The sequence below is a fragment of the Mesorhizobium sp. LSJC280B00 genome, from assembly GCF_000502835.1.
Taxonomy (GTDB): domain Bacteria; phylum Pseudomonadota; class Alphaproteobacteria; order Rhizobiales; family Rhizobiaceae; genus Mesorhizobium.
The window spans coordinates 106,320-128,463 of the sequence record NZ_AYVL01000002.1 but is presented as its reverse complement, the minus strand read 5'-3'; the positions used below and the strand labels follow the sequence as shown (position 1 = coordinate 128,463).

At 63.9% G+C, this 22,144-nt stretch carries 12 protein-coding genes and 1 pseudogene; 7 read left to right on the top strand and 6 right to left on the bottom strand.

The features are described 5' to 3' along the window. Positions 1-29: 29 nt before the first annotated feature. Positions 30-659: a hypothetical protein gene (locus X773_RS42815; protein WP_156937262.1), complete on the bottom strand. Its 630-nt coding sequence runs from the start codon at positions 657-659 to the stop codon at positions 30-32. Between the two features lie 192 nt (positions 660-851). Continuing rightward, entirely contained in the window at positions 852-1,508 is a 657-nt protein-coding gene (locus X773_RS42810) for a hypothetical protein (protein WP_245274617.1), read from the bottom strand. Positions 1,509-1,765: 257 nt separating this feature from the next. Between X773_RS42810 and X773_RS42805 the strand changes: the two genes are divergently transcribed. From X773_RS42805 to X773_RS42780, 6 genes and pseudogenes are all read left to right on the top strand, one after another. Then, entirely contained in the window at positions 1,766-2,392 is a 627-nt protein-coding gene (locus X773_RS42805; RefSeq protein WP_245274616.1) for a DUF4129 domain-containing protein, read from the top strand. Next, complete coding sequence (locus X773_RS42800; protein WP_023674433.1) at positions 2,389-3,588, top strand: DUF4350 domain-containing protein; 1,200 nt, start codon at positions 2,389-2,391, stop codon at positions 3,586-3,588. Before X773_RS42805 ends, X773_RS42800 begins: the two co-directional genes overlap by 4 nt. Then, positions 3,575-4,535, top strand: a pseudogene (locus X773_RS42795) (MoxR family ATPase). The gene X773_RS42800 and the pseudogene X773_RS42795 overlap by 14 nt, the downstream one beginning before the upstream one ends. Further along, on the top strand, positions 4,532-5,839 hold the full coding sequence (locus tag X773_RS42790; protein WP_023674432.1) for a DUF58 domain-containing protein: 1,308 nt from the start codon (positions 4,532-4,534) through the stop codon (positions 5,837-5,839). Before X773_RS42795 ends, X773_RS42790 begins: the two are co-directional and overlap by 4 nt. Then, entirely contained in the window at positions 5,836-6,867 is a 1,032-nt protein-coding gene (locus X773_RS42785; protein ID WP_245274615.1) for a stage II sporulation protein M, read from the top strand. The genes X773_RS42790 and X773_RS42785 overlap by 4 nt, the downstream gene beginning before the upstream one ends. Continuing rightward, positions 6,854-7,720, top strand: coding sequence for an RDD family protein (locus tag X773_RS42780; RefSeq protein ID WP_023674430.1), 867 nt, complete (start codon positions 6,854-6,856; stop codon positions 7,718-7,720). The genes X773_RS42785 and X773_RS42780 overlap by 14 nt, the downstream gene beginning before the upstream one ends. Positions 7,721-8,129: 409 nt before the next feature. Here X773_RS42780 and X773_RS42775 read toward each other — a convergent pair whose 3' ends face one another. After that, positions 8,130-8,816 carry a D-lyxose/D-mannose family sugar isomerase gene (locus tag X773_RS42775; protein ID WP_023674428.1) on the bottom strand — a complete coding sequence of 229 codons (687 nt, stop codon included), beginning with the start codon at positions 8,814-8,816 and terminating at the stop codon, positions 8,130-8,132. A 246-nt stretch (positions 8,817-9,062) separates the two neighbouring features. Between X773_RS42775 and X773_RS42770 the strand changes: the two genes are divergently transcribed. Continuing rightward, entirely contained in the window at positions 9,063-10,121 is a 1,059-nt protein-coding gene (locus X773_RS42770) for a D-TA family PLP-dependent enzyme (protein WP_023674427.1), read from the top strand. A 245-nt stretch (positions 10,122-10,366) separates the two neighbouring features. Here X773_RS42770 and X773_RS42765 read toward each other — a convergent pair whose 3' ends face one another. The 3 genes from X773_RS42765 to X773_RS42755 all read right to left on the bottom strand — a co-directional run bounded on the left by X773_RS42765 (position 10,367) and on the right by X773_RS42755 (position 22,082). After that, entirely contained in the window at positions 10,367-11,119 is a 753-nt protein-coding gene (locus X773_RS42765) for a heme ABC transporter permease (RefSeq protein ID WP_023674426.1), read from the bottom strand. Positions 11,120-11,378: 259 nt separating this feature from the next. Beyond that, a complete protein-coding gene (locus tag X773_RS42760) occupies positions 11,379-13,148 on the bottom strand; it encodes a glucan ABC transporter ATP-binding protein/ permease (protein ID WP_023674425.1) in 1,770 nt (589 codons plus the stop codon). 363 nt (positions 13,149-13,511) lie between these two features. Beyond that, positions 13,512-22,082 carry a glucoamylase family protein gene (locus X773_RS42755; RefSeq protein ID WP_023674424.1) on the bottom strand — a complete coding sequence of 2,857 codons (8,571 nt, stop codon included), beginning with the start codon at positions 22,080-22,082 and terminating at the stop codon, positions 13,512-13,514. Positions 22,083-22,144 lie beyond the last annotated feature (62 nt).

The window sequence follows — 22,144 nt, the reverse complement described above, 5'->3', positions numbered from 1 at the left end:
AGCCGTCGGTGAAAAGCCTCCACGCGTCCTCAGGAGAAGATTTCCGCCAAGTCTTCGACGCTGGTGCCTTCCTTGACTTGCCGCAATTCGACATAGCTGACCGCTGCGGCGATCGACAATACGACTTGCTCGGCTGCGCCCCGCAAGGCGTCCAGGAAGAACCCGAGCGTAATGCCTAAGGAAGATAGGACGCGGTCCGACGCAAAATTGATTGCGACCGAAGCCACGAATAGGGGAAACCAGAGACCGAGCAGACGCCAGCGGCTCCCCTTGGAAAGGTCGCGGCTGCGGCCCAAACTCGCGAATACTCCCAAACGTTCCTGTATCAGAACCGGTATCGCTACAACCCAGAGAACCAACCACAACAATCCCGGAACGATGAGCAGCACGAGGCCGACTGTGAAGCCGATGTTGACAATCAGCGAAATGCCGATTGCCGGCAGCAGGAGCGCCAAGGCTGTCCCCATACAATCTCGCATCGACGGCCGCTTGCCGCTCAAATCCTCGATCGCAGCGCGCGTCAGCACCGCCTCCAGGAAAGCCATAAGGACCACATAGCCGATCGCGCCAACGACCGTGAGCACGAGCCGTTGAACCGAGAATTCCGCAACGCCATGCTCGATATTCGTAACGGATTTCCAGAACCAGAGCGCAAACACGAATCTGGGCAAGGTGTAGAAAATCAGGGCAAGCCCGAGGCAGAGCGCGAGATTGCGGCCGATGACCGCAAAGCTGGCGCCGAAAACCCTGCCGATACGAAATGTGTTGGGCTGGTCCAGCGTTATTGACGCCACGATATTACCTATCCAGTCCAGACCGATCCTGACGCGAAGGCAGCAAATCCCTTGCCGCTACGAGAAGATTTCCGCCAAGTCTTCGACGCTGGTGCCTTCCTTGACTTGCCGCAGCTCGACATAGCTGACTGCCGGGGCGATCGACGTCACAATGGATACGATCGCTGTCACCAGGGCGCCAAGAAATATGCCGGTGGTTAGGCCAAAGACCATGATCGCACGGCTGAGCACGGCCTGGATCAGCACCACAGCTATGAACAGGACAATCCAGAATCCGAACAGAGCCCAGCGGCTTCCTTTGGTAAGTTCCCGGCTGCGCTTCATGCTGCCGAAGACCCCCAGTCTTTCCTGAACCAAAACAGGCACAGCGACAGACCAACGAAGCCACAATATGATGCCGGGAACGAGCAGAAGCATCGCGCCGGCGGCGGCGCCGAGGCTCACCAGCACCGCGATGCCTATCACCGGCAGCAGGAGAGAGATTGCCGTCTTGAGGCAATCGCCAATCAATGGTCGCTTGCCGTTCAGATCCTCGATCGCGGCACGCACCAGCGCCGCCTGCAGGATTGCCGACAGTGTCATGGAAACCAACACGCCAACGATCGTGGCAGTGATTCGTTGGACTGAGAACTCCGGAACGCCAGCCTCGACGTTGGTCGCCCATTTCCAAATCCAAAGCTGGTAAAGAAGCGTAGGCAAGCCTGAGAACAGCATGGCCAATCCAAGGCAAAGCACTGGATTGCGGCTGATGACAGCGAAGCTGTCGTTGAAAACCCTGCCGATGCGAAATTTGTTCGGCCGTTCCAGTGTCACTGATGTCATGATGCTTCCCCCTGCCTCACCGCCGCATGGCTGGCGGCCCCGGTGGTAAATCTGCCAAGATTGGTGGTCGCCGTCCAGCCCACTTGCAATTGTTCCGCTGCATTGTCAGTGTCGGCTGGGAACCACAGGTTGCAGGGGAGCGGGTGGCGGTGGCACAGCCAGGCACAGCGGAAGCCGAACGGCTGACCAATCTGCACAAGCAGCTGATCGCCGACGAATCGATCCAGTTCGACCTGCCGGCCTATGTGCCGCCGAAGCCGCCCGAGTGGCTGAAACCGCTGCAGGATTTTTTGTCGTGGCTCGGTCCCTACATGATCTGTCTGTTCTGGGGGGCGGTGATATCGGGCGTCGCAATCATCCTGCTTCTGGTCTTCCTTGAGGTGAAAGGCATCGCCTGGCGGCTGCCGTGGCAGCGCGCGCGGCCGGAAGTCGAAGACGAAGAAACCTGGCGCCCAGACGCCGGCGCCGCGCAGATCCTGTTGTCGCAAGCGGATGCGCTGGCCGCACGCGGCGACTATGACGAGGCGGTTCACCTTTTGCTTCGGCGCAGCGTCGCCGATATCGCCGGCCGGCTGCCGGACTTCCTGCGCCCGTCGCTCACCGCGCGCGACATCGCCAATGCCCCTTCCCTGCCGGGAAGGGCACGCCATGCGTTTACCGAGATCGCCCGCATTGTCGAGGCGGCGCTGTTCGCGCGCCGGCCGGTCGGCGCGGAAGGCTGGCGGCAGGCGCGCGGCGCCTATGAACGTTTCGCCTTCCGGGATGCCTGGACGTGAGTGCACCGACGGTCGAGGCACAGGAGCCGTTCAATCGAAAGACACTGTTTTGGGGGATTTTCGCCAGCCTCCTTGCGGCGGCCGGTTTTTTCCTGCTGTCCACCTATGCTCCCGATTTCCGGCAACCCGGCAATGGCGGCGCCACGCCGCTATCGAAAAGCGGCGTCGGCTACGCCGGCCTGGCGGAATGGCTGCGGCTCACCGGCGAAGCGCCCTTGATGGCGCGGACCGAAGACGATCTTGCCAGAGATATACTGCTGATCGTCACCATCTCGCCCGATAGCGATCCGGAGGCGCTCGACCACATCCTCAATCTTCGCCAGGATCAGAACACGCTTTTCGTGCTGCCCAAATGGCAGATCCTGCCGCTGCAGGGGCATGAAGGCTGGAACATGAAATTCGGGCGATTGCCCGGTTCGGTGGTGAACGAATGGCTTGGCCGCATCGCCGATGCGAAGATCGGTGCCGGCCAGAGCACGGCAAAGCAACTCGACATCGAAGGCAACATGGTTGCCGCACCCGAAGAATTGCAGTGGGTGGCCGACAAGTACCCTCTCATCGCAGCCGGCAATGACAAGGCTGTGCTTACCGAACTGAACGACAAGCCGTTCTATATCCTGACTGACCCCGACCTGATCAACAACGCCGCCCTCAAGGATCCCGAAAAGGCGGCAGCCGCGCTCGGGCTGATTGCCTTGCTCCAGCCCGACGACGGCCTGGTGATGTTCGATCTGACGCTGCACGGCGCGGGGCGGAAGTATGATCTGGCCAAGCTTCTGGTCGAGCCGCCGTTCCTGGCGCTGACACTGACGATCCTGATCGCTGCGGCGCTGGCGTTCCTGCATGGCCTTGGCCGGTTCGGCCCGCCGCGTATCGACCAGCGCGCGATCGCCTTCGGCAAGCGTGCGCTGGTCGATACGACGGCGATGCTCATGCGGCGTGCCGGCCGGCTGGACGAGCTGGGAGGCCGCTATGCGGCCTTGATGCGGGTGCGCGCCGGCGCGCTGCTCGGCGCACCGCAAGGGTTGCAAGGCAAAGCGCTCGACCACTGGCTCGACTCTCGCGATAAGGAGCAAGCCGGCGGCTTCACGACGCGCTCGCAAGCGGCCGGCGAGGCGAAGAATCTGACGCAGATGCAACAGGCAGCAGAACGGCTGCATGACTGGACGGCAAGGAGGCTCGGTGAACGTCGATGATGTGAAGGCCCTGGCGACACGGATCAGGGAAGAAGTGGCCAAGGCGATCACCGGGCAGCACGATACGGNCGGTCGACCTGATGCTGACCGCCTTGTTTGCGGGCGGGCATATCCTGCTGGAAGGTCCTCCGGGCACGGCCAAGACAATGACGGCGCGCTGCTTCGCCCAGGCGCTTGGGATCGCCTACGGGCGGATCCAGTTCACGCCGGACCTGATGCCCGGCGATATCGTCGGGTCGAACATCTACAACTTCCAGACCGGGCAGTTCACGCTGACGCGCGGCCCGATCTTCTGCGATCTCCTGCTTGCCGACGAAATCAACCGCACGCCGCCCAAGACGCAGGCCGCACTGCTCGAGGCGATGCAGGAACATGCGGTCACCTTCGACGGCACCACGCATTCGCTCGGCCGCAATTTCATGGTCGTCGCGACCCAGAATCCGATCGAGCACCAGGGCGTCTATCCGCTGCCGGAGGCGCAGCTCGACCGCTTCCTGTTCAAGCACCGCGTCAGCTATCCCGGCCCGGAGGAAGAACGAGCCATCATCGTCCATCACGGCGGCGGCTCCGCCTCGCACGACATCGCGCAATATGGCATCGAGGCGCAGACGGACCGCGAGACGCTGCAGGAGGCACTCGCTACGGTCGGCTCCGTCACCTTTGTCGACGATGTCGTCGGCTATATAGCGGCGCTGGTACGGGCTACGCGTGAAAATGCCGATCTGGAAGTCGGCGCCAGTCCGCGCGCCGGCGCCATGCTGGCGCGGGCGGCGCGTGCCCGGGCGGCGCTGGACGGACGCGCCTATGTGATCCCCGACGACGTCAAGGCGCTGGCGGTGCCGGCGCTGCGTCATCGCGTCATCCTTTCGCCTGCGGCACAGATCGATGGCCGGCTGGTCGAGCAGATCGTCTCCGACCTGGTCGACCAGACGGAAGCACCACGTTGATCTATCCCAGCGGCCGAGCGGTATGGGCAGCTGCGGCCGGCGCGGTCCCGGCCTTCCTGGTCGCGCTGGCATTGCCGTCGTTCTGGTATCTGGGATTGCTGTGGAGTTGCCTGCTGCTTGCCTTCCTGGCGGTGGATGCCGCGGCCGGACGCGGACGGGCATCGCTGAGTGCCAGCATCGATGCGCCGCAGCAGGTCGGTGTTGGTGGGGAATTCGGCGTGCAAATCACCGCCCGTCACTCGGGGCCGCGCGCCGCGGAGGCTCGCGTCGGCCACGATGGGCGTCTGGCGCCGGTGGACAGCAGCGGCGGCGCCTTGCTGCCAACCGCCGGAGGCGGGTCGCTCTTCCTCCGCTTCCAGGCGCTGCGGCGCGGCGTCGCCAGCTTCGACCGTCTCTGGGTGCGCTGGCGCGGGCCATTCGGGCTGGTCTGGAACCAGGTCGTCCTGCCGGTGGAAAGCAAGGTTGCGGTGCTGCCCGACGTCAGCAGCGCTCGCGGCGAGGCGATCACGCTGCTGCAACATGCGGTGCTTGCCGAAGGCCATGCGCAGCGCCGCGCCGGTCAAGGCCGCGAGTTCGACGCGCTCAAGGATTACCAGCCGGGCATGGGCCGGCGGATGATCGACTGGAAGCGCAGCGCCCGCCACGGCAAGCTGTTGGCGCGCGAGTTCCGCATCGAGGAGAACAACAACATCGTGCTGGCCATCGATAGCGGACGCCTGATGTGCGAGCCGGTCGACGGTGTGCCGAAGGTGGACCGGGCGGTGACGGCCGCCCTGCTGTCGGCATTCATCGCGCTGAAGGGCGGTGACATGGTCAGCCTGTTCGGCTTCGATGCAAGGCCGCGCGTTTCGAGCGGCGCGGTGCGCGGCCCCGCCAGCTTTGCGATGATCCAGAAACGGGCCGCCGAGATCGACTACTCCAGCGAGGAGACCAATTTCACGCTGGCATTGACGACGCTGGCGGCGCGGCTCGACCGCCGCTCGCTGGTCATCATCTTCACCGATTTCGTCGATCCGATCAGTGCGGAATTGATGCTGCGCACCGTGGGCCGGCTCACCGAACGGCATCTCGTGCTGTTCATGATGATGAAGGACACCGAACTGGAGGGCCTGGCCGACCTGCCGCCACGCTCCGGCGAGGATGTTGCCCGCGCGGTCGTTGCCGGAGGGCTCTTGCGCGAAAGGCAGGTCGTCATCGGCCGGCTGCGCCTGCTCGGGGCGCATGTGATCGAAGCCGACCACAACCGGCTCGGTCCGGCGCTGGTCGAGCGCTATCTGCAGTTCAAGCAGGAGGATTTGCTGTGACGGCGCCGGTACGCGGCAATGCGATGCGCGGCGACGCGGTACGCCAGTCGCTAGCCAGCTTCCGCCGCGAGCGCGAGGCCGACTGGAAAGCATTCGAGGCGCTGCTGGCGCGTGTCGAGAAGCGTGCGCCGCGGACGCTTTCCGAAGAGGAGCTGCTGTCGCTGCCGCTGCTCTATCGATCGGCGCTGTCTTCCCTGTCGGTGGCGCGCGCGACCTCGCTCGATAATGCGCTGGTCGGCTATCTCGAAGCGCTGTCCCTGCGCGGTTATTTCTATCTCTACGGCGCGCGCCGCGGGCTGCGGCAGCGCCTCGCCGATTTCTTCCTGCATGACTGGCCCGAAGCCATTCGCGACCTGTGGCGCGAGACATTGGCGTCGGTCGCGCTGATGGTGATCGGCATTGGTGCAGGCGCCTGGCTGGTGGCATCCGACAAGAGCTGGTTCGGCGCGATCATCCCGCCCGGCCTGGCAGGAGGCCGCGGCCCCGACACCTCGGCCGAACTGCTGCGAGGCATGCTTTATGATGGCGACAATGGCTTTCTCTCAGGCTTTGCCGCCTATCTGTTCACGCACAACGTCCAGGTCGCAATCCTGGCCTTCGCCCTTGGCTTCGCCTTCGCGGTGCCGACGGTGCTGCTGATGCTGTTCAACGGCTGCATGATCGGGGCGTTGTTCCAAGTCTATTGGTCCAAGGGGCTTGGCATGGAGCTCGGCGGTTGGCTGGCCATCCACGGCACCAGCGAATTGTTCGCGATCGCTTTGGCCGGCGCGGCCGGCATGCGCATCGGCACCAGCATCGCCTTTCCCGGCGAATTGACACGCATGGCGGCAGCGGCTCGCGCCGGACGCATCGCCGCGAACGCCATGGTCGGGGTCTCAGTCATGCTGCTGTTTGCCGGGCTGCTCGAGGGCATTGGCAGGCAGACCATCACCAGCGACGTCACGCGCTACGGCATTGGCGGTGGCATGCTGGTGCTGTGGATCGGTTATTTCTACCTGTTCCGGGCGGTGCGGCATGGCGATCGTTAAACGCGCCGCCTTCGCGGCTATACGGCCGCTGATCACGCCCGAAGGCGTCGATCTCCGGATTAGGCTTGCTGACGCCGGCACGCGGGCCTCCGCCTTCCTGCTCGACATCGTGTTCATCGCCGTGGCTGCAATCGTGATCACGATCGTCGCGCTGTTCGGGGTGGGAGGCCTTGGCAGCGAGGGATTTCAGCCGCTCTTCGTAGTCTGGATCATCCTGATCTTCTTTCTGCGCAACGCCTACTTCATCGTTTTCGAAGCGGGCCGGCGCGCGGCTACGCCCGGCAAGCGGATCGTCGGCATCCGGGTCGCGTCGCGCAGCGGAGACGGCCTGTCGATCGACCAGGTCATCGCCCGCAACCTGATGCGCGAGATCGAGGTGTTCCTGCCGCTGTCGATCATCGTTGGACGCAGCGGGACCGACCTCGCCGACACGCTGACGACGGTGTTCGGACTGGTGTGGACGCTGTTGTTTGCCTTGTTCCCGCTGTTCAATCGAGACCGCATGCGGATCGGCGACCTGTTGGCGGGGACCTGGGTGGTCGAGGCGCCGAAGCGCGCCTTGCTTGAAGACCTGTCGGCACGGCAGGATCCGGCGGCCGGCGCCTTCCGGTTCAGCCACGCCCAACTCGATGCCTACGGGATTGCCGAACTCCACAAGCTGGAGGAGGTGCTGCGCCGCGACGACTATTTCGCCCTGCGGACGGTGGCCGAAACGATCGGACGCAAGATCGGCGCGGCACCCCAAGCCCATGACGCACGCCCGTTCCTGACGGTGTACTACGGGGAATTGCGGGCGCATCTCGAGCGCAAGCTGCTGCTGGGCAACCGCAGGGCCGACAAGCATGCGCGGTAGGGCGGAGAGACCGAAGGCGATGCAAGTCAAAATTAGCGAGACCGAAAAATCCCGAATTGAGCGCGCAATTCAGGCAGCAGTGTCTGGGTCCTGGGAAGAATTCAGCAGCCTCACCGACACTCCCTTTCCAAACGACGAATCGATGCGAGAGCAATTCGACGATTCCTCCCCCCGACTTCAGCAAGTGGGAGGAAATTGGAAACGAGAAACGGGCGTTGAGACCTGGATGACGGAGTGCGCCTAATAATAGCGAGAATAGAAGCGCCGCCCACGGTGGATATCGTTTTTTCACTGCACAGCACGAGCGAATTCAGTGACAGCACAATCGGTATTCGGACATTTTTGCAGCAGCTGAATTGGGACTCCTAGCTATCGGTTCCGGCATTTCCAACCAGCGCCACCTCCTCCCCTACCCCACCCACTTCTCATAATCGGATACCAGCAGGTGCAGCGGTGCTGTGTCCTCGTCGATGTCCGCGAAGCGGCCGATCGGCTCGCGGAAGACGTTGTCGGTGAGATCGTCGTTGACGGTCGAGACCTCGCCGATCAGCACGTCCTTGCCCTCGGCCCAGAAGGCATGCCAGACACCCGGCAGCAAAGTGACGCTCTGGCCTGGGTCGAGCTTCAGGAGCCCACCCGCAGGTAGTCTGTGGATGGTTCCGTCGACAGGCACCGATACTTCGGCCTTCGGATCGATGCCGCCATCGCGATCATGCATGAACAGCTCCAGCACCAGCTTGCCGCCGCCACGGTTGATGATGTCCTCGGCCTTGATGTTGTGGCGGTGCATCGGCGACAGCTGATCCTTGCGCGAGATCATGATCTTTTCGGCATAAAGCATGCCCATGCCCTTCTTCATGTCCTCGTAGCGGCCGTTGCGAACGGTGAACAGGAACAGGCCGAGCTCGTCGAATTTCTCCTGGCCGTAGTCGGTGATGTCCCAGCCAAGCCGCGACGAGAAGATTGCCGACGAATCCTGCCGGCGCGCCTTCATCTCTTCCGGCGACCAGTAGGCGAAGGGCGGCATGATGTAGCCGAACGAGCGGATGAAGGCGTCGGCGTCGCGGATGATATCGTTGATGGCGGAGCGTTTCATGATCGTGGTTCCTTCCCGTCGCTTTGCGAGCGCTAGAACGGTTCATCGTTTCACGGAAACGATGAACCGTTCTATCTTTTTTTGGACGCAATTCCGGACGGAAAACCGTTTCACACTTTTCCTGGAATTGCTCAAACCGCAATAGCCGAACGTCCATCCGGTGTCGATGCAAACTGCTGTCGCTGGCCCCATGACATGCGGTCCGATCAGGGCCATAAGGTCAACCAATTTTCGGATGGTGAGACCATGCGCAGCATAGACGACCTCGATACGCCGGCGATCCTGATCGATGCCGGCCGCGCCGAAGCCAATATCGCGCGGGCGCAGGCCCATGCCGACCGGCACGGGCTGAAGCTCAGGCCGCACATCAAGACCCACAAACTGCCCTACTGGGCAAAGAAGCAGATCGCGGCCGGCGCCGTCGGCATCACCTGCCAGAAGATCGGCGAGGCCGAGGTCATGGCCGACGCCGGACTGACCGACATCTTTCTGCCCTACAATATCCTCGGGCGGGCCAAGCTGGAGCGCCTCAAGGCGCTGCACGGCCGCGTAACCCTGTCGGTGACAACGGACAGCATGGACACGCTGATGGGACTTGCCGCCACCTTTACCGATCCCGGCCACCGCCTGCCGGTGCTGGTCGAATGCGACACCGGCATGGGCCGCTGCGGTGTGCAGTCGGCCGGCGAGGCAGTCGCGCTGGCGAGCGAGATCGACAAGGTCCGGGGGCTCGTCTTCGGCGGCTTGATGACCTACCCGGGGGCTGGCCGCGCCGCCGAGACCGAGGCGTGGCTCGCCGATGCGCAGCAAGCACTTGCCGCAGCCGGCCTTTCTTGCGAGCGCATCTCCAGCGGCGGCACACCCGATATGTGGCGTTCCGGCGAGCATAGCGTCGTTACCGAATACCGGCCCGGCACCTACATCTATCTCGACCGCTACCAGGTCGCCAAAGGCGTCGGCAGCCTCGACGATTGCGCACTGACGGTGCTGTCGACGGTGGTCAGCCACCCAACGCCGATACGCGCCATCCTCGACGCCGGCAGCAAGGCTCTGTCCAGCGATACGCTGGGGCTCGCCGATTTCGGCGAGCTGCTGGGCATTTCAGGCGCAAGGGTGACCAGCCTCAGCGAAGAGCACGGCAACGTCACGCTGTCAGGCGGCGCCGAGCTTCGCATCGGCGAGCGCGTGCGCGTCGTGCCCGACCATTGCTGCGTCGTCACCAACCTGTTCGACGAGGTGCATCTGATCGAAGGCGACAAGGTGATCGAGACGCTCCCGGTCAAGGCGCGAGGACGGATGGGGTGAGTCCAGCTGGAGCGCGTGCGCTTCAGGTACAAAATCCTTCAAACGCTGGAGGGACAGCGCCCGGACAGCGCCCCCCTCTGGCCTGCCGGCCATCTCCCCCTCAAGGGGGGAGATCGGTAGCTTCGCCGGTAGCGCCTCTCTTTCAACATTCGCGATTGGCGAAACGATACGTGACATTCAATCTCCCCCCTGGAGGGGGAGATGGCCGGCAGGCCAGAGGGGGGCGCGAAGGAACTCGACGGCGGTCAGTTAGCCTGCCTCGCGGCAACCCGGCGCATCGAAATGACGCGGCGGCGCCGGATCTCGGTGCGCATCGCCATCAGATGCAGCGCGAAGAACAGCACTGTGAAGCCGAGTGCCATCACCAGCAACGGCCACAACAGGCTTGGATCGATGGTCGGCCCGCCAAGCCGGAACACCGACGCCGGCTGATGCAGCGTGTTCCACCAGTCGACCGAAAATTTGATGATCGGAATGTTGATGAAGCCGACCAGGGTGATGATGGCGGCGGCCCAGGCGGCGCGCCCGGCATCGTCGAGCGCGCGGGTCAGCGCGATGATGCCGAGATACATCAGGAACAGTATGAAGACCGAGGTCAGCCGCGCGTCCCACACCCACCAGGTGCCCCACATCGGCTTGCCCCAGATCGAACCGGTGATCAGTGCAAGGGCGGTGAAGACGGCGCCGATGGGTGCCGCCGATTTTAGCGCCACGTCAGCCAGCGGATGGCGCCAGACCAGCGTGCCCAGTGCCGAGACCGCCATCAGCGTGTAGCACATCATGGCAAGCCAGGCGAAAGGCACGTGGATATACATGATGCGAACGGTGATGCCCTGCTGGAAGTCCTCAGGCGCCGTGAAGCTCATATAGAGACCCACGCCGAGGACGATGGCGGCCACGCTCGCCAACCACGGCACCACCTTGTCGACCAGCGCGACGAACCGCGTCGGGTTGGCAAGGTCCATCCAGCCGGAGAGGCGTGAAGTCGTATCGCTCATGCGGCTTTACATAGACCGCCGGCGGAGTTGCGGCAACCGCAGCGGCGGTACGTCTTCCCTTCTCCCCTTGCGGGAGAAGGTGGATCGGCGCGTAGCGTCGAGCCGGATGAGGGGTGCTGGACGGAGTGAGGCGCCAATGATCGCCGTGCGCCGAAGTCTGGATTTGGATGAAGATTTGCGCCAAGCTGGAGCACCCCTCATCCGACCTCGCTTCGCGAGGCCACCTTCTCCCGCAAGGGGAGAAGGCAAGCCGCGCTGCTCAGGCGGCTTCGTTCACCGGACGGCTGAGGCGGCGGACCTCCTCGTCGTTGAGCAGGCCGCCGGCGCGCAGCAGGCTGGCGAAGCGACCGTTGCGCAGCGACAGTTCGGTGAACCCGCCCATCTCGACCACCCGGCCCTTGTCCATGAACACGACCAGATCGGCGTCGCGAACGGTGGTCAGGCGGTGGGCGATGATGAAGGTGGTGCGGCCGCGCCGCAATTCGTCGATGGCGTCCTTGACGCGGTCTTCCGTCTCGACGTCGAGCGCGCTGGTCGCCTCGTCGAGAACCAGGATGGGCGCGTCCTTCAGCACGGCGCGGGCGATCGCGATGCGCTGGCGCTCGCCACCGGACAGCTGTCCGCCGCGTTCGCCGACGACCGTGTCGTAGCCCTCGCACTTTGACAGGATGAAATCCTGCGCGGCGGCGGCATTGGCCGCGGCATGGACCTCGTCATAGGTCGCCTCCGCGCGGCCGACGCGGATGTTGTCCTCGATCGAGCGGTTGAGCAGGCCGGCATCCTGGAAGACGGTGGCGATCGAATGGCGCAGCGACTTGCGGGTCACCGTGCGGGTGTCGATGCCGTCGATCAGGATACGGCCGCTGGACGGGGTGAAGACGCGCTGCAGAAGGTTGATGAGCGTCGTCTTGCCGGCGCCCGTGGGGCCGACGATGGCGACGGTCTGGCCGGCCTGGACCTCGAACGACGCGTCGTCGACGCCCTGCCCGGAATTGCCGAACTCGAAGCAGACGTTCTCGAAACGCACGTGACCCGTGACGTTGACGAGGTCGCGCAGCCCGTCGGGCTCGGCGGCATCGGAAGCGGAGTCCTCGAGATGATAGAATTCCTCGAGCTTGGCGCGTGCCTCGGAAATCTGGTTGGCGAAAGCCGACATCTGGTCGAGCCGGGCAATCAGCAGCGTGGCAAAGCCGGTAAAGGCTATGACGTCGCCGATGCGCAACTGGCCGTGCGTCACCAGGTAGGCGCCAATCAGAAGCACCACCATCATCGAAATCGTCGACGACAGGCGATGCAGCGCGTTGGCCATTGCCCACCAGTCGAGCACGGGGTTCTGCACATCGAGCAGATTCTTGACGTAGCGCTTCAGCGCCTCGGTCTCGTGGCCGATGCGGTTGTAGCTCTGGAGGACGGCGACGTTGCTGACCGAGTCGGTCACATGCGCAAACACCTTGTGGTAGTGACGCTCCACGGCCGCCTGGCCTTCCTTGGTGCGCCGCATCACCAGCCGTCCGATGCCGACATAGAGCGCGCCAAGCGCCAGCAGCACCATCGACATGCGGATATCCATGCTGAGCGCCGTGGGCACCAGCAGAACCAACGCGACCGCTGTCGACAGGTGCTGCCGCATGAATTCGAGCCAGAGGCTGAACAGGGTCTCGACCGCCCGCAGAAGCGTGTGCAGGGAATTGGAGGTGCCGCGCTGATGATGCCAGGCAAGCGGCATGGTGATGACGCGCTCGAACGACTGGCAAAGAACCTCGCTGCGCCGCTGGTGGGCAAAGCGATCAGCGCCGCGCGCCACCAGAACGAAGGCGACGATATTGAAAGCGCCAATGCCGGCCCACATTGCGAGCGTCGAGAACACCGAGCCGCGGTCCGAAATGGCATCGATCACCCGGCCGAACATGATCGGCTCGAGAATGGCGATAATGGCAAGCGCGACATTCGCCCCGCAGATAAACGCAACGCGTTTCCTGTCGGCAGCGAGATAACCAAGGGCTCGCCAGTAGATTTGCAGAAGTGACACTTCAGCTACTCCGCCAATTATTTATGGTGCAGTGCGTCATTTTTTGACTCGTATCGGTTGACGCGTCGCAAAACAATGCTCGTCTAGCTCTTCCGTTCCCATTCCGCGAACAAAAGATGACGACGCTTCGAAATTTGCCGTGATCGTCTAACAGTTTGAGATAAAAGGTGAAATGTCAGCGTTGCGGCAAAATCATGGCAGCTGGAAAGCACTGCCACAATTTTAATCAGCAAGACCCTGGGCACGACGTCTAAAGTCGTGTGCAGGCATTCAGCAAGGTCAAACGCAAATATAACCGGTAGAGGCACTTGGAGCGCCCGTGCGTGCCCTGGGAACGCTAAGCGACGCTCCAAGCCCTTGAATCTAGGCCGGTATTCTGACGACCACCTCGGCACTATCTCCGGCTTTTGGCTCGAAGGACGAAGATTTGGTCTTCGTGCCATTCACTTCAAGTGAGATGGCCCGGGCCTTTTTGTCGCGGACGACGCGTACCTTGATCTCGGCGCCCAGCATCTTCAGAGTTGCCGAATAGCCGTCCCAATGGCTAGGAAGTCTCGGCGTGAACTGGAGGCGCTGTCCGCGGCGCTCTATGCCGAGAATGCTCTCGACCGCGGCGCGATAAAGCCAGCCCGCCGACCCGGTATACCAGGTCCAGCCGCCGCGGCCGCCCTTGTCTTGCCCGGAATAAACGTCGGCCGCGACGACATAAGGTTCCACCCGGTAGCGCTCTGCCGCGGCTTCGTCGAGCGCATGGTTGACCGGATTGAGCATTGAAAGGCAACGGTAGGCATCGTCGGTGCGACCCATCTCGGCTAGCGCAATGACGAACCATGTTGCCGCGTGCGTGTATTGGCCGCCGTTTTCACGGACCCCCGGCGGATAGCTCTTGATGTAGCCCGGGTCCTTTTCCGTCTTCGAGAAGGGCGGGGTGAACAGTTTGGCGATCTTGAGGTCGTCGTCGACGAGCGCTTTCATCGCCTGCGCCATTGCCGTGGTCGACCGCGCCGGGTCGCCCTCGCCCGAAAGCACGCTCCAGGACTGGGCGATCGAGTCGATCTTGCACTCGTCCGACTTGCGCGAGCCGAGCGGCGTGCCGTCGTCGAAGCTGCCGCGCCGATACCACTCGCCATCCCAGGCGGTGCTTTCCAGCGCCCGTTTCAGCACCTCGGCGTGCTTCGTCCAGGCCTGCACGCGCTTGGCATCGCGCTCCGCCTTGGCGACGGCGGCAAAGTCGCCCAGCGTCTTCAGCAGGAACCAGCCCAGCCACACGCTCTCGCCCTTGCCGTGCTCGCCGACGCGGTTCATGCCGTCGTTCCAGTCGCCGCCGAGGATCAGCGGCAGCCCGGCTGGGCTGCTGCGCTTGACGGCAAGATCGAGCGCCCGCGCGCAATGGTCATAGAGCGAGGCTGTCTTCTTCGAGATTTCCGGGATGAAGAAAGCATCGTGCTCGCCTTCGCCCAGCGCCTGCCCTTCGATGAAGGGCAGTTGCTCCTTCAGGATCGCGGTGTCGCCGGTCACCAGCAGGTAACGGGCCGTGGCGTGGGCCAGCCAGACCACGTCGTCCGAGATCATGGTGCGGACGCCGGCCTCGGTACGCGGCAGCCACCAATGCTGTACGTCGCCTTCGGGGAATTGCCGCCGCGCCGCATTGAGGATCTGATCACGCGCCAGCTTGGGGTCATGCGCCAGCAAAGCCAAGGTATCCTGCAACTGATCGCGGAAGCCGAAGGCACCGCTCGCCTGATAGAACGCAGAGCGGGCACGGATGCGGCAGGCCAGGCTCTGATACGGCAGCCAGTGATTGATCATAGCGTCGAGTGCCTTGTCCGGCGTCTCGACCTGGATTGTGTCGAGAAAACCGCGCCATGTGCGCTCGTTGTCGGCCAGCCGCTGATCGAAATCCCTTGAGCGATGGGTCTGCACCAGCGCGCTGGCCCCCTCGGGCGAGGCCGCGTCGCCGAGCAGCCAGAGCAGCGTGACGTCGCCGCCGGCAGCGATGTCGATGTCGCGTGCGATGGCCGCGCAGGGATCGTCGCCGGCCTCGACACGGCCGGACAGGCCGGCGCCGCTCAGCACGGCATGCGGAAACTCGCTCGTGCCTTGCCTGCCGATGAACTCGCCGCGATCGGCGGTGACCGAATGCACAGCACCGTCGGCGGCCAGAAAGGCGATCCGCTCGCCGAAATCGAGCCCATAGGGATTTTGCGCCAGCAATGCGCCGGTTGCGGCATCCCTCGACGGAACGATGCTTGCAGCGGTGCGCGAGCGATGGCCGCCAAGAACCCATTCCGCATAGGCGTAGACGCGCAGCCGCATCGGCACCGAACCCGAATTCTGGATGCGCAGCCGCGATATCTTCACCGGATCGACGGGATCGACGACATGGGTCAGGTCCATCGACAGCGGCCCGCGTTTTGAGCGGAACGTCGAAAAACCCTGCCCGTGCCAGGTTTCGTAGGTCATTGTCGGATCACGCACCACAGCAGCCATTGGCGAGAACGCCCTGCCACTGGCATGATCGTAGATATAGATGCCCTCGCCCGGCCGGTTGGTGACCGGATCGTTCGACCATGGCGTCAACTGATAGTCGCGGCTGTTGCGGCTCCAGGTGAAGGCAGCGCCTTCAGCCGACATGTGGAACCCGAACGATGGGTTGGAGATGACGTTGATCCACGGCTGCGGCGTCGTGCGCCGGCCGGCAAGACGCACGACGTAGTGGCGTCCGTCGCCGTCGAAGCCGCCGAAACCGTTCCATTGGTCGAGCCCGCTGCCGTCGACGCGGCCCTCGATCAGTGCCTGGGCGGCAGATGCTTGCGACGTCGGCACCGGCAAGGACGGCTCGCGAAGCGCTGCAAGCTCTGCCGGCTGGAGGGCGGCGTCCCGCGCCTGCAGTGCCGCGGCCTCAGCGCGCTCGATCTGGTCGAAGATGGTGCCGTTGCGCGTATGCAGCACCACCCGAGCGACGGCGAGCAAGGTCCTGTAGGTCGTTTCCTCCATCAGATCGCGGCGCACCGCGAAGATGTGCTGGCGGGGTCCGAGCTCCTTGCCGCGCAACCGGCTGTTTTCGCACAGCGTCTCCACCGCGCGCTGCAGGTCCTGCACGTAGGAAGACGCCTGCTCGTTGACGACGACAAAATCGATCATCATGCCGCGAGCGCGCATGTATTCCTGGAAGCGAAGCGCCTGGGCGACGATCTCCAGATCGGCGACATCGGCGATCCTGACCAGGAAAATCGGAAAATCGCCGGATATGCTGGTCGGCCACAGGCTGGATTGCCTGCCGAGCCCGGAGACGATGGATTCGCCCGGAAGGCGCAGGAACGGATCGGGATAGATCAGATAGCGCGCCAGCTTCTGCACATTGGCGGCGTCGGACAGGCTGAGGCCAAGGTGCCGGGTCTGCACCTGCGAGCGCGTCCAGGCGAGCATCGCCTGGCGGGCGAAGCTTTCGGGATGGTCGAGCCGTGCGATGGCGGCATCCAATTCGGCGCGATGGGTACCGACGACGGTCCAGAACGTCAGCGAAATCTTCTTGTTGGCCGGCACGCGCACCTGCCGGCGAAGCGATGCGATCGGATCCAGGGTGAAGCCGGAATGGCCGCCAAGCTTGGCGCCGGGATCAAAGGCAGCCGCTTCGGTGATGGTGCGGCCGCGGCCGATGAAGGCGCGCCTGTCGGTTTCCGCCTCGGCGTCTCGCGCCGATCCAGACGGGTCGGTGACGAAATGCACCATGGTGACGTCGGGTTCGTCCTTTTCGCGCTTGCCCCTGGTGGCGAAGATCGCGCCGTTGTTCGGCGCGATCTCGGTTTCCACGAACATCTTCGAAAAAGCCGGATGGGCATTATCCGAGGGCTCGGAGCCCAGCACCAGTTCGGCAAACGAGGTTACTTCGATATGCCGGTCGGCGGGGCCATCATTGTGGAGCGTCACCCGTCGGCCCTCACCATTGCCTTCCGAGATGACGATGCACTCGACTTCCGAACGCAGCGATCCAATCGATTTGACGAAGCTCGCCTTGTCGTCGGAGAACAGCGTTTGCGCACGCTCGCCGGCGGCGCGCTTCGGCTCGGCGGTGGTCGACCACCAGTCTCCGTTGCTGGCGTCGCGCAGGAAAATATAGGAACCAAGGCGGTCCTCGGTCGGATCCGGCTGCCAGCGCGTGACGGCAAGTTCGCCCCAGCGGCTGTACCCGGAGCCGGTGGCGGTCACCATGACCGAATAGCGGCCATTGGACATGACACTGGTCGAGCGGAGCGCCCTGAGCGGATCGAGCACGATGCGGGTATCCGGGCTTTCCAGCTCGGTCTCGTCCTTCGAGCGCTCGTCGGCCTCGGTCCTGACGGTCGCAGTCGGGATGTCGCGCGGCGCCCTTTCCTGCAGCAGCAATTCGGCCGACTCGATCACCGGATCGCTGTGGAAGCGGTCGCGCAGGCGCCCTTCGAAGATCGCATCGGCAACTGCGGCAATCGACATGCCGGAGTGGTGGGCCATGTAGTTGAGCACGACGGCGTGGTCGGTGCCCTCGGGAACGCGTTGCGGCGTGAAATCCACCGCGTCGTAAAAACCGTGCCGGCCCAGTGCGCCCAGCCGCCTGAGCGTGGCCAGGTTCTGGACGGATTCATGCGGCGTGAACTGCGCTGCCAGCACGGTCGCGTAAGGCGCGATCACCGTGTTTTGGCCAAGGCCGCGCTTCAGGCCGAGCCCGGGCACGCCGAAATTGGTGTACTGATAGGTCAGCTCGCGGTCGCGGGCGTTGTAGGCCGCTTCCGAAATCCCCCAGGGAACGTTCTTCGAACGGCCATACTGGATCTGGCGCTTGATGATGAGCTTGCTGGTCTGGTTGAGAATGCTGCCTTGCGGCTCCTTCATCACCAGTGGCGGCATCAGATATTCGAACATCGAGCCGGACCAGGACATCAGTGCGCCCTGGAAGCCGATCTCGACGATCGGCCGGCCGAGCCGGAACCAGTGCTCGGTCGGCAAATCGCCCTTGGCGATGGCGAACAGGCTGGTCAGCCGCGCCTCGGAGGCCAAAAGATCGTAGCAGCTTTCGTCGAGCTGATGCTCCTCGACCCGGTAACCGATCGACAAGAGCTTGCGTTCGGGCCGCATCAGGAACGAGAAATCCATCTCGAAGGCGAAACGGCGCGTGCGCTCGCGCAACGTCAGAAGCTTGGCCCGCAATGCCGCGACGGCGTTTTCGTCGCTGTGCGCGTCGTGCACATGCGCCTCGCAGGTGGCTTCGAGCCTGGCCGCCCAATCGGCGATGGTGTCGCTCTGGGTCGACGCGGCCTCGGTGTGGATGGCTGTCGCGAGCTTGCGTATCTCGCCGGCCAGGACGGCCAGGTTGATGGTACGGATCGACGCCATCTCCGGCTGCGCCTTGATCAATTCGACCGCCCGCCGCATGCCGTCGAGACGGTCGGCGAGCCGCTGGCGCAAGGGCCGCAATTGACGCCGGTCGTCGGGCAGTTCCTCAAGGCTTTCGTCGAGGATGGTGACGGTGTCGAGGATGCCTTCGAAGTCGCCCTGCACATGCACCGACGGCGCTTCGGCCCATTCGGCGCAGGCAGCGGCCACGGCCACCAGATGGCCGGCGAGATTGCCGCTGTCGACCGCCGAAATGTACAGCGGGTAGAGCGGCTTCAGGGTCGTCGTGTCATACCAGTTGAAGAGATGGCCGCGGTCGCGCGGCATGCTCTCGATGGTCGACATCGTCGCGTCGATGCGGTTGACGGCGTCGGAGAGGCTGATCCAGCCGAAATCGCGTGCCGAAATCACCGACAGCAGGTAGACGCCGATATTGGTCGGCGAGGTGCGGGGCGCCACCACGGGGGCCGGGCTTTCCTGGAAATTATCCGGCGGCAGATGGTGATGCTCGGCCGTCACGAAGGTCTCGAAATAGTGCCATGTACGCCGCGCCACGGTGCGCAGCGCGTGGATGTCGGCGGCCGATATGCGCAGGCGGTCCTCGGTTTCGGCCGAACGGCTGATCCAGCAGGCGATGGCGGGCGAGCCGATCCAGAACAAGGCAAAGAAGAAGGCGACGAAGGCGCCGGTGGAATCGGCCAGCACCGGGACGGCGAGGCCGACGACGCCTATGATCACCGCGCCGTACATGATGCTGTAGTAGGAGCCGAGATCGTTGTCGCCGCCCTTGTGTGCCTGCGAGGCGGTGCGCCATTCGAGCAGGTTCTGGCGGCTGACGAACAGGCGGTAGAGCGTGCGGATGATCGCGTCGCCCATCATCCAGGCAAGGTGCGCCATCAGCACGATCTTCAGCGCCACCAGGGCGGTGCCGAAGGCAACGTCGCGCGCCAGTGCCGAGAAATGGCCGCGCGGCGTCTGGTCGCCGCTCTTCGGCAGGATGGCGTCGACGATGTCGAACGTGGGCGCCATGAACAGCGTAAGGATCAGCAGCGCCTGCCATTGCGCGGCCTGCGTGAAGGGCAGCAGCGTCCAGCCGGCGATCGCGGCCATCACCCAGAAGATCGGCGTCACCGAGCGGCGCAGATTGTCCACCATCTTCCAGCGCGACAGCGCCGGCACGTTTGAGCGCGGGCCAAGAATGAAGCCCAGAAGCTGCCAGTCGCCGCGTGCCCAGCGATGGTGGCGCGACGCGTCGACCGAATAGCGGGTCGGATAGTCCTCGACCAGTTCGACGTCGGTGACCAAGGCCGAGCGCGCCAGGGCGCCTTCGAGCAGATCATGGCTGAGGATGGTGTTTTCCTCGATGCGGCCTTTCAGCGCCGCCTCGAAGGCGTCGACATGGTAAAGACCCTTGCCGGTGAAGGAACCGTCGCCGAAGATGTCCTGGTAGAGGTCCGACACGGCAAAGACGTACGGATCGAGCCCGCGATTGGCGGAAAAGACACGCTGAAAGAACGATGCCTCGTCGCCACTGGTCAGCGACGCGGTGATACGCGGCTGCAGGATGGAATAACCTGCCGTAACCTCGTGCCGTGCGACATCGAAATACGGACGGTTGAGCGGGTGGCAAAGCTTGCCGGCCAGCGCAGCGACGGCGTCGCGGGTGGTGCGGGTGTCGGCGTCCAGCGTCATCACGTGGACGACGCTCTCCGGCAATGGCACTTCCAACGGCAGGAAGGTGGTGTCGCTGTCCCCGCGCAGCAGAAGGTTCAATTCGTGCAGCTTGCCGCGCTTGCGCTCCCAGCCCATCCAGACGCCTTGCGATGCGTTGTAGAGCCGGCGCCGATGCAGCAGATAAAAGCGCGGCGCCCCTTCCGAGGGATAGCGGGCGTTCAGCCTGGCGATTTCGGCGCGGGCGAATTCGAGGATTTCGACATCCGCCGTATCGATCTCGGTCTTCGAGTCCGGCCAGTCGGAAAGCAGCGCGAAATAGACTTCGCCCGCCGTGTTGGCGAGGTGATGCACCTCGATGTTGCGGATGTTCTCCTCGACATCGTCGCGCGAGCCGATCAGCGACGGCACCACCACCAGCGTGCGCGCCTCGGGCGGCACACCGTGCCTGAAATCATAGCCGATGAGACGCGTCGGCTTCAAAAACAGCGAGACGACGGTGTTGAAGAATGCGAGCGCGCCTTCGCTGGCCGGCACCGCGAACAGGGCCAGCATCAGGACGATCGGCGGCACCGACAGGCCGAGATTGGCAAGCGCATTGCCGGAAACGACCAGAAGCAGGACCGTCAGCGCAAACACCGGCACGACGATGCCCAGCCATCCGGTCTTGCGGAAGGTCCGGTTGAGCGTCTTGCCGATGGTCGGCCGGTAGCCGATCGACCGCTCGAGCTCCTGCCGGCGCGGGCCGACCAGAAAGAAGCCGACGTCGGTGTGAGCGATCGGACCGCTTTCGGAGCCCGGTGCATCGGCAGCATGGCCGGCGAGCTCGATCGCCCTTTCGGCAACGCGAAATTCGGAGAGATCGGAACGGCGCGCCAGCTCCTCGATCGCAGTCCGGTATTGGTCGCGCGAAAAGAAATCGAGCGCGGCGAAATCGGTGCGTTCGCGCAGCAAGGTGTCGATGCGGCTGACGCCCTCGAACCACACCGTCCAGTCGATGTCGTTGATCAGGCGCAGGCCGCGGATGATGTTGCCGGTGGTCACGTTGCCGCTGGACAGCGTGTGGTGCTCGCTGAGGATGATCTCCTCGGCGTCGGAGCCGGTCCTTTCCAGCTCGCCCTCCAGCCATTCCAGCGCCCTGCCGGCATTTTGCGAGCCGTCACGCAGCCGGTAGAGCAACTGGGTGGCGAAGGTGGTGTCCTGCGCATGGGCGCTGTAGTGGGAAAGTATCGCCTGCCGGTCGGCGCTGTCGTCCGTCGCCAGCACACGGTCGGCGACCTCGTTGGCGATCTGGCGCAGTTCCCGCGTGCGATTGACGCGGACCGCGATCCGGCGAAGGTTCTCGATCAGGACGAAGCGCAGCAGCGACGGCAGCGCCCATAATTCGCCAATCTTCAGCGGCTCGACGGACTGGAAGCCTTCGACAATCGCCTTGAACATGGCCGACGAGACGGAACTGTCGGAATGCGCGACATAGGTCCACGCGACCGCCAGTGCGCGCGGCACGCTGGATCCATCCGACAGTTTCAGCGTCGGCAACTGGCGGTAGAAGCGGCGCGGCAGGTCGCGCTTGACCTGAAAAATGGTCTCCTCGACCAGGTAGTTGTTGTCGAGCAGCCACTGCGCCGCGGGCGTGATCGTTTCGCCCCTCGCCTGGGCAGCGTTGGTGGAACGGTAGACATCGAGAATTTTCCTGGCGCTGTCGCGGATGCGCGCCTGAAAATCGAAAGGCGTCAGACCGAACAAGTCCTTGGCGTCGCCATTGGCAAGGGCTGCGCCCAAAGCGCGCAGCCGATCTTCCGGCAGGAAATTGGAGCGTATCGGCACGTCGGTGACAGCCGGGAAGCTGGCGCTCGTCTTTTCGATCTGTGCGAGATTGGTCTGGATATTCATCTAAGGTTCCGTGTTGGGGACGCAGTGCGGCGTCACCGCCACGGCAATGTCCCTAAAACCGG

Excerpts from the sequence above, each read along its gene's own strand:
- X773_RS42770 (WP_023674427.1), top strand. The coding sequence starts at position 9,063 with ATGCGCAGCATAGACGACCTCGATACGCCGGCGATCCTGATCGATGCC.
- X773_RS42810 (WP_245274617.1), bottom strand. The coding sequence starts at position 1,508 with ATGCTGTTCTCAGGCTTGCCTACGCTTCTTTACCAGCTTTGGATTTGG.
- X773_RS42780 (WP_023674430.1), top strand. The coding sequence starts at position 6,854 with ATGGCGATCGTTAAACGCGCCGCCTTCGCGGCTATACGGCCGCTGATC.
- X773_RS42765 (WP_023674426.1), bottom strand. The coding sequence starts at position 11,119 with ATGAGCGATACGACTTCACGCCTCTCCGGCTGGATGGACCTTGCCAAC.
- X773_RS42775 (WP_023674428.1), bottom strand. The coding sequence starts at position 8,816 with ATGAAACGCTCCGCCATCAACGATATCATCCGCGACGCCGACGCCTTC.
- X773_RS42755 (WP_023674424.1), bottom strand. The coding sequence starts at position 22,082 with ATGAATATCCAGACCAATCTCGCACAGATCGAAAAGACGAGCGCCAGC.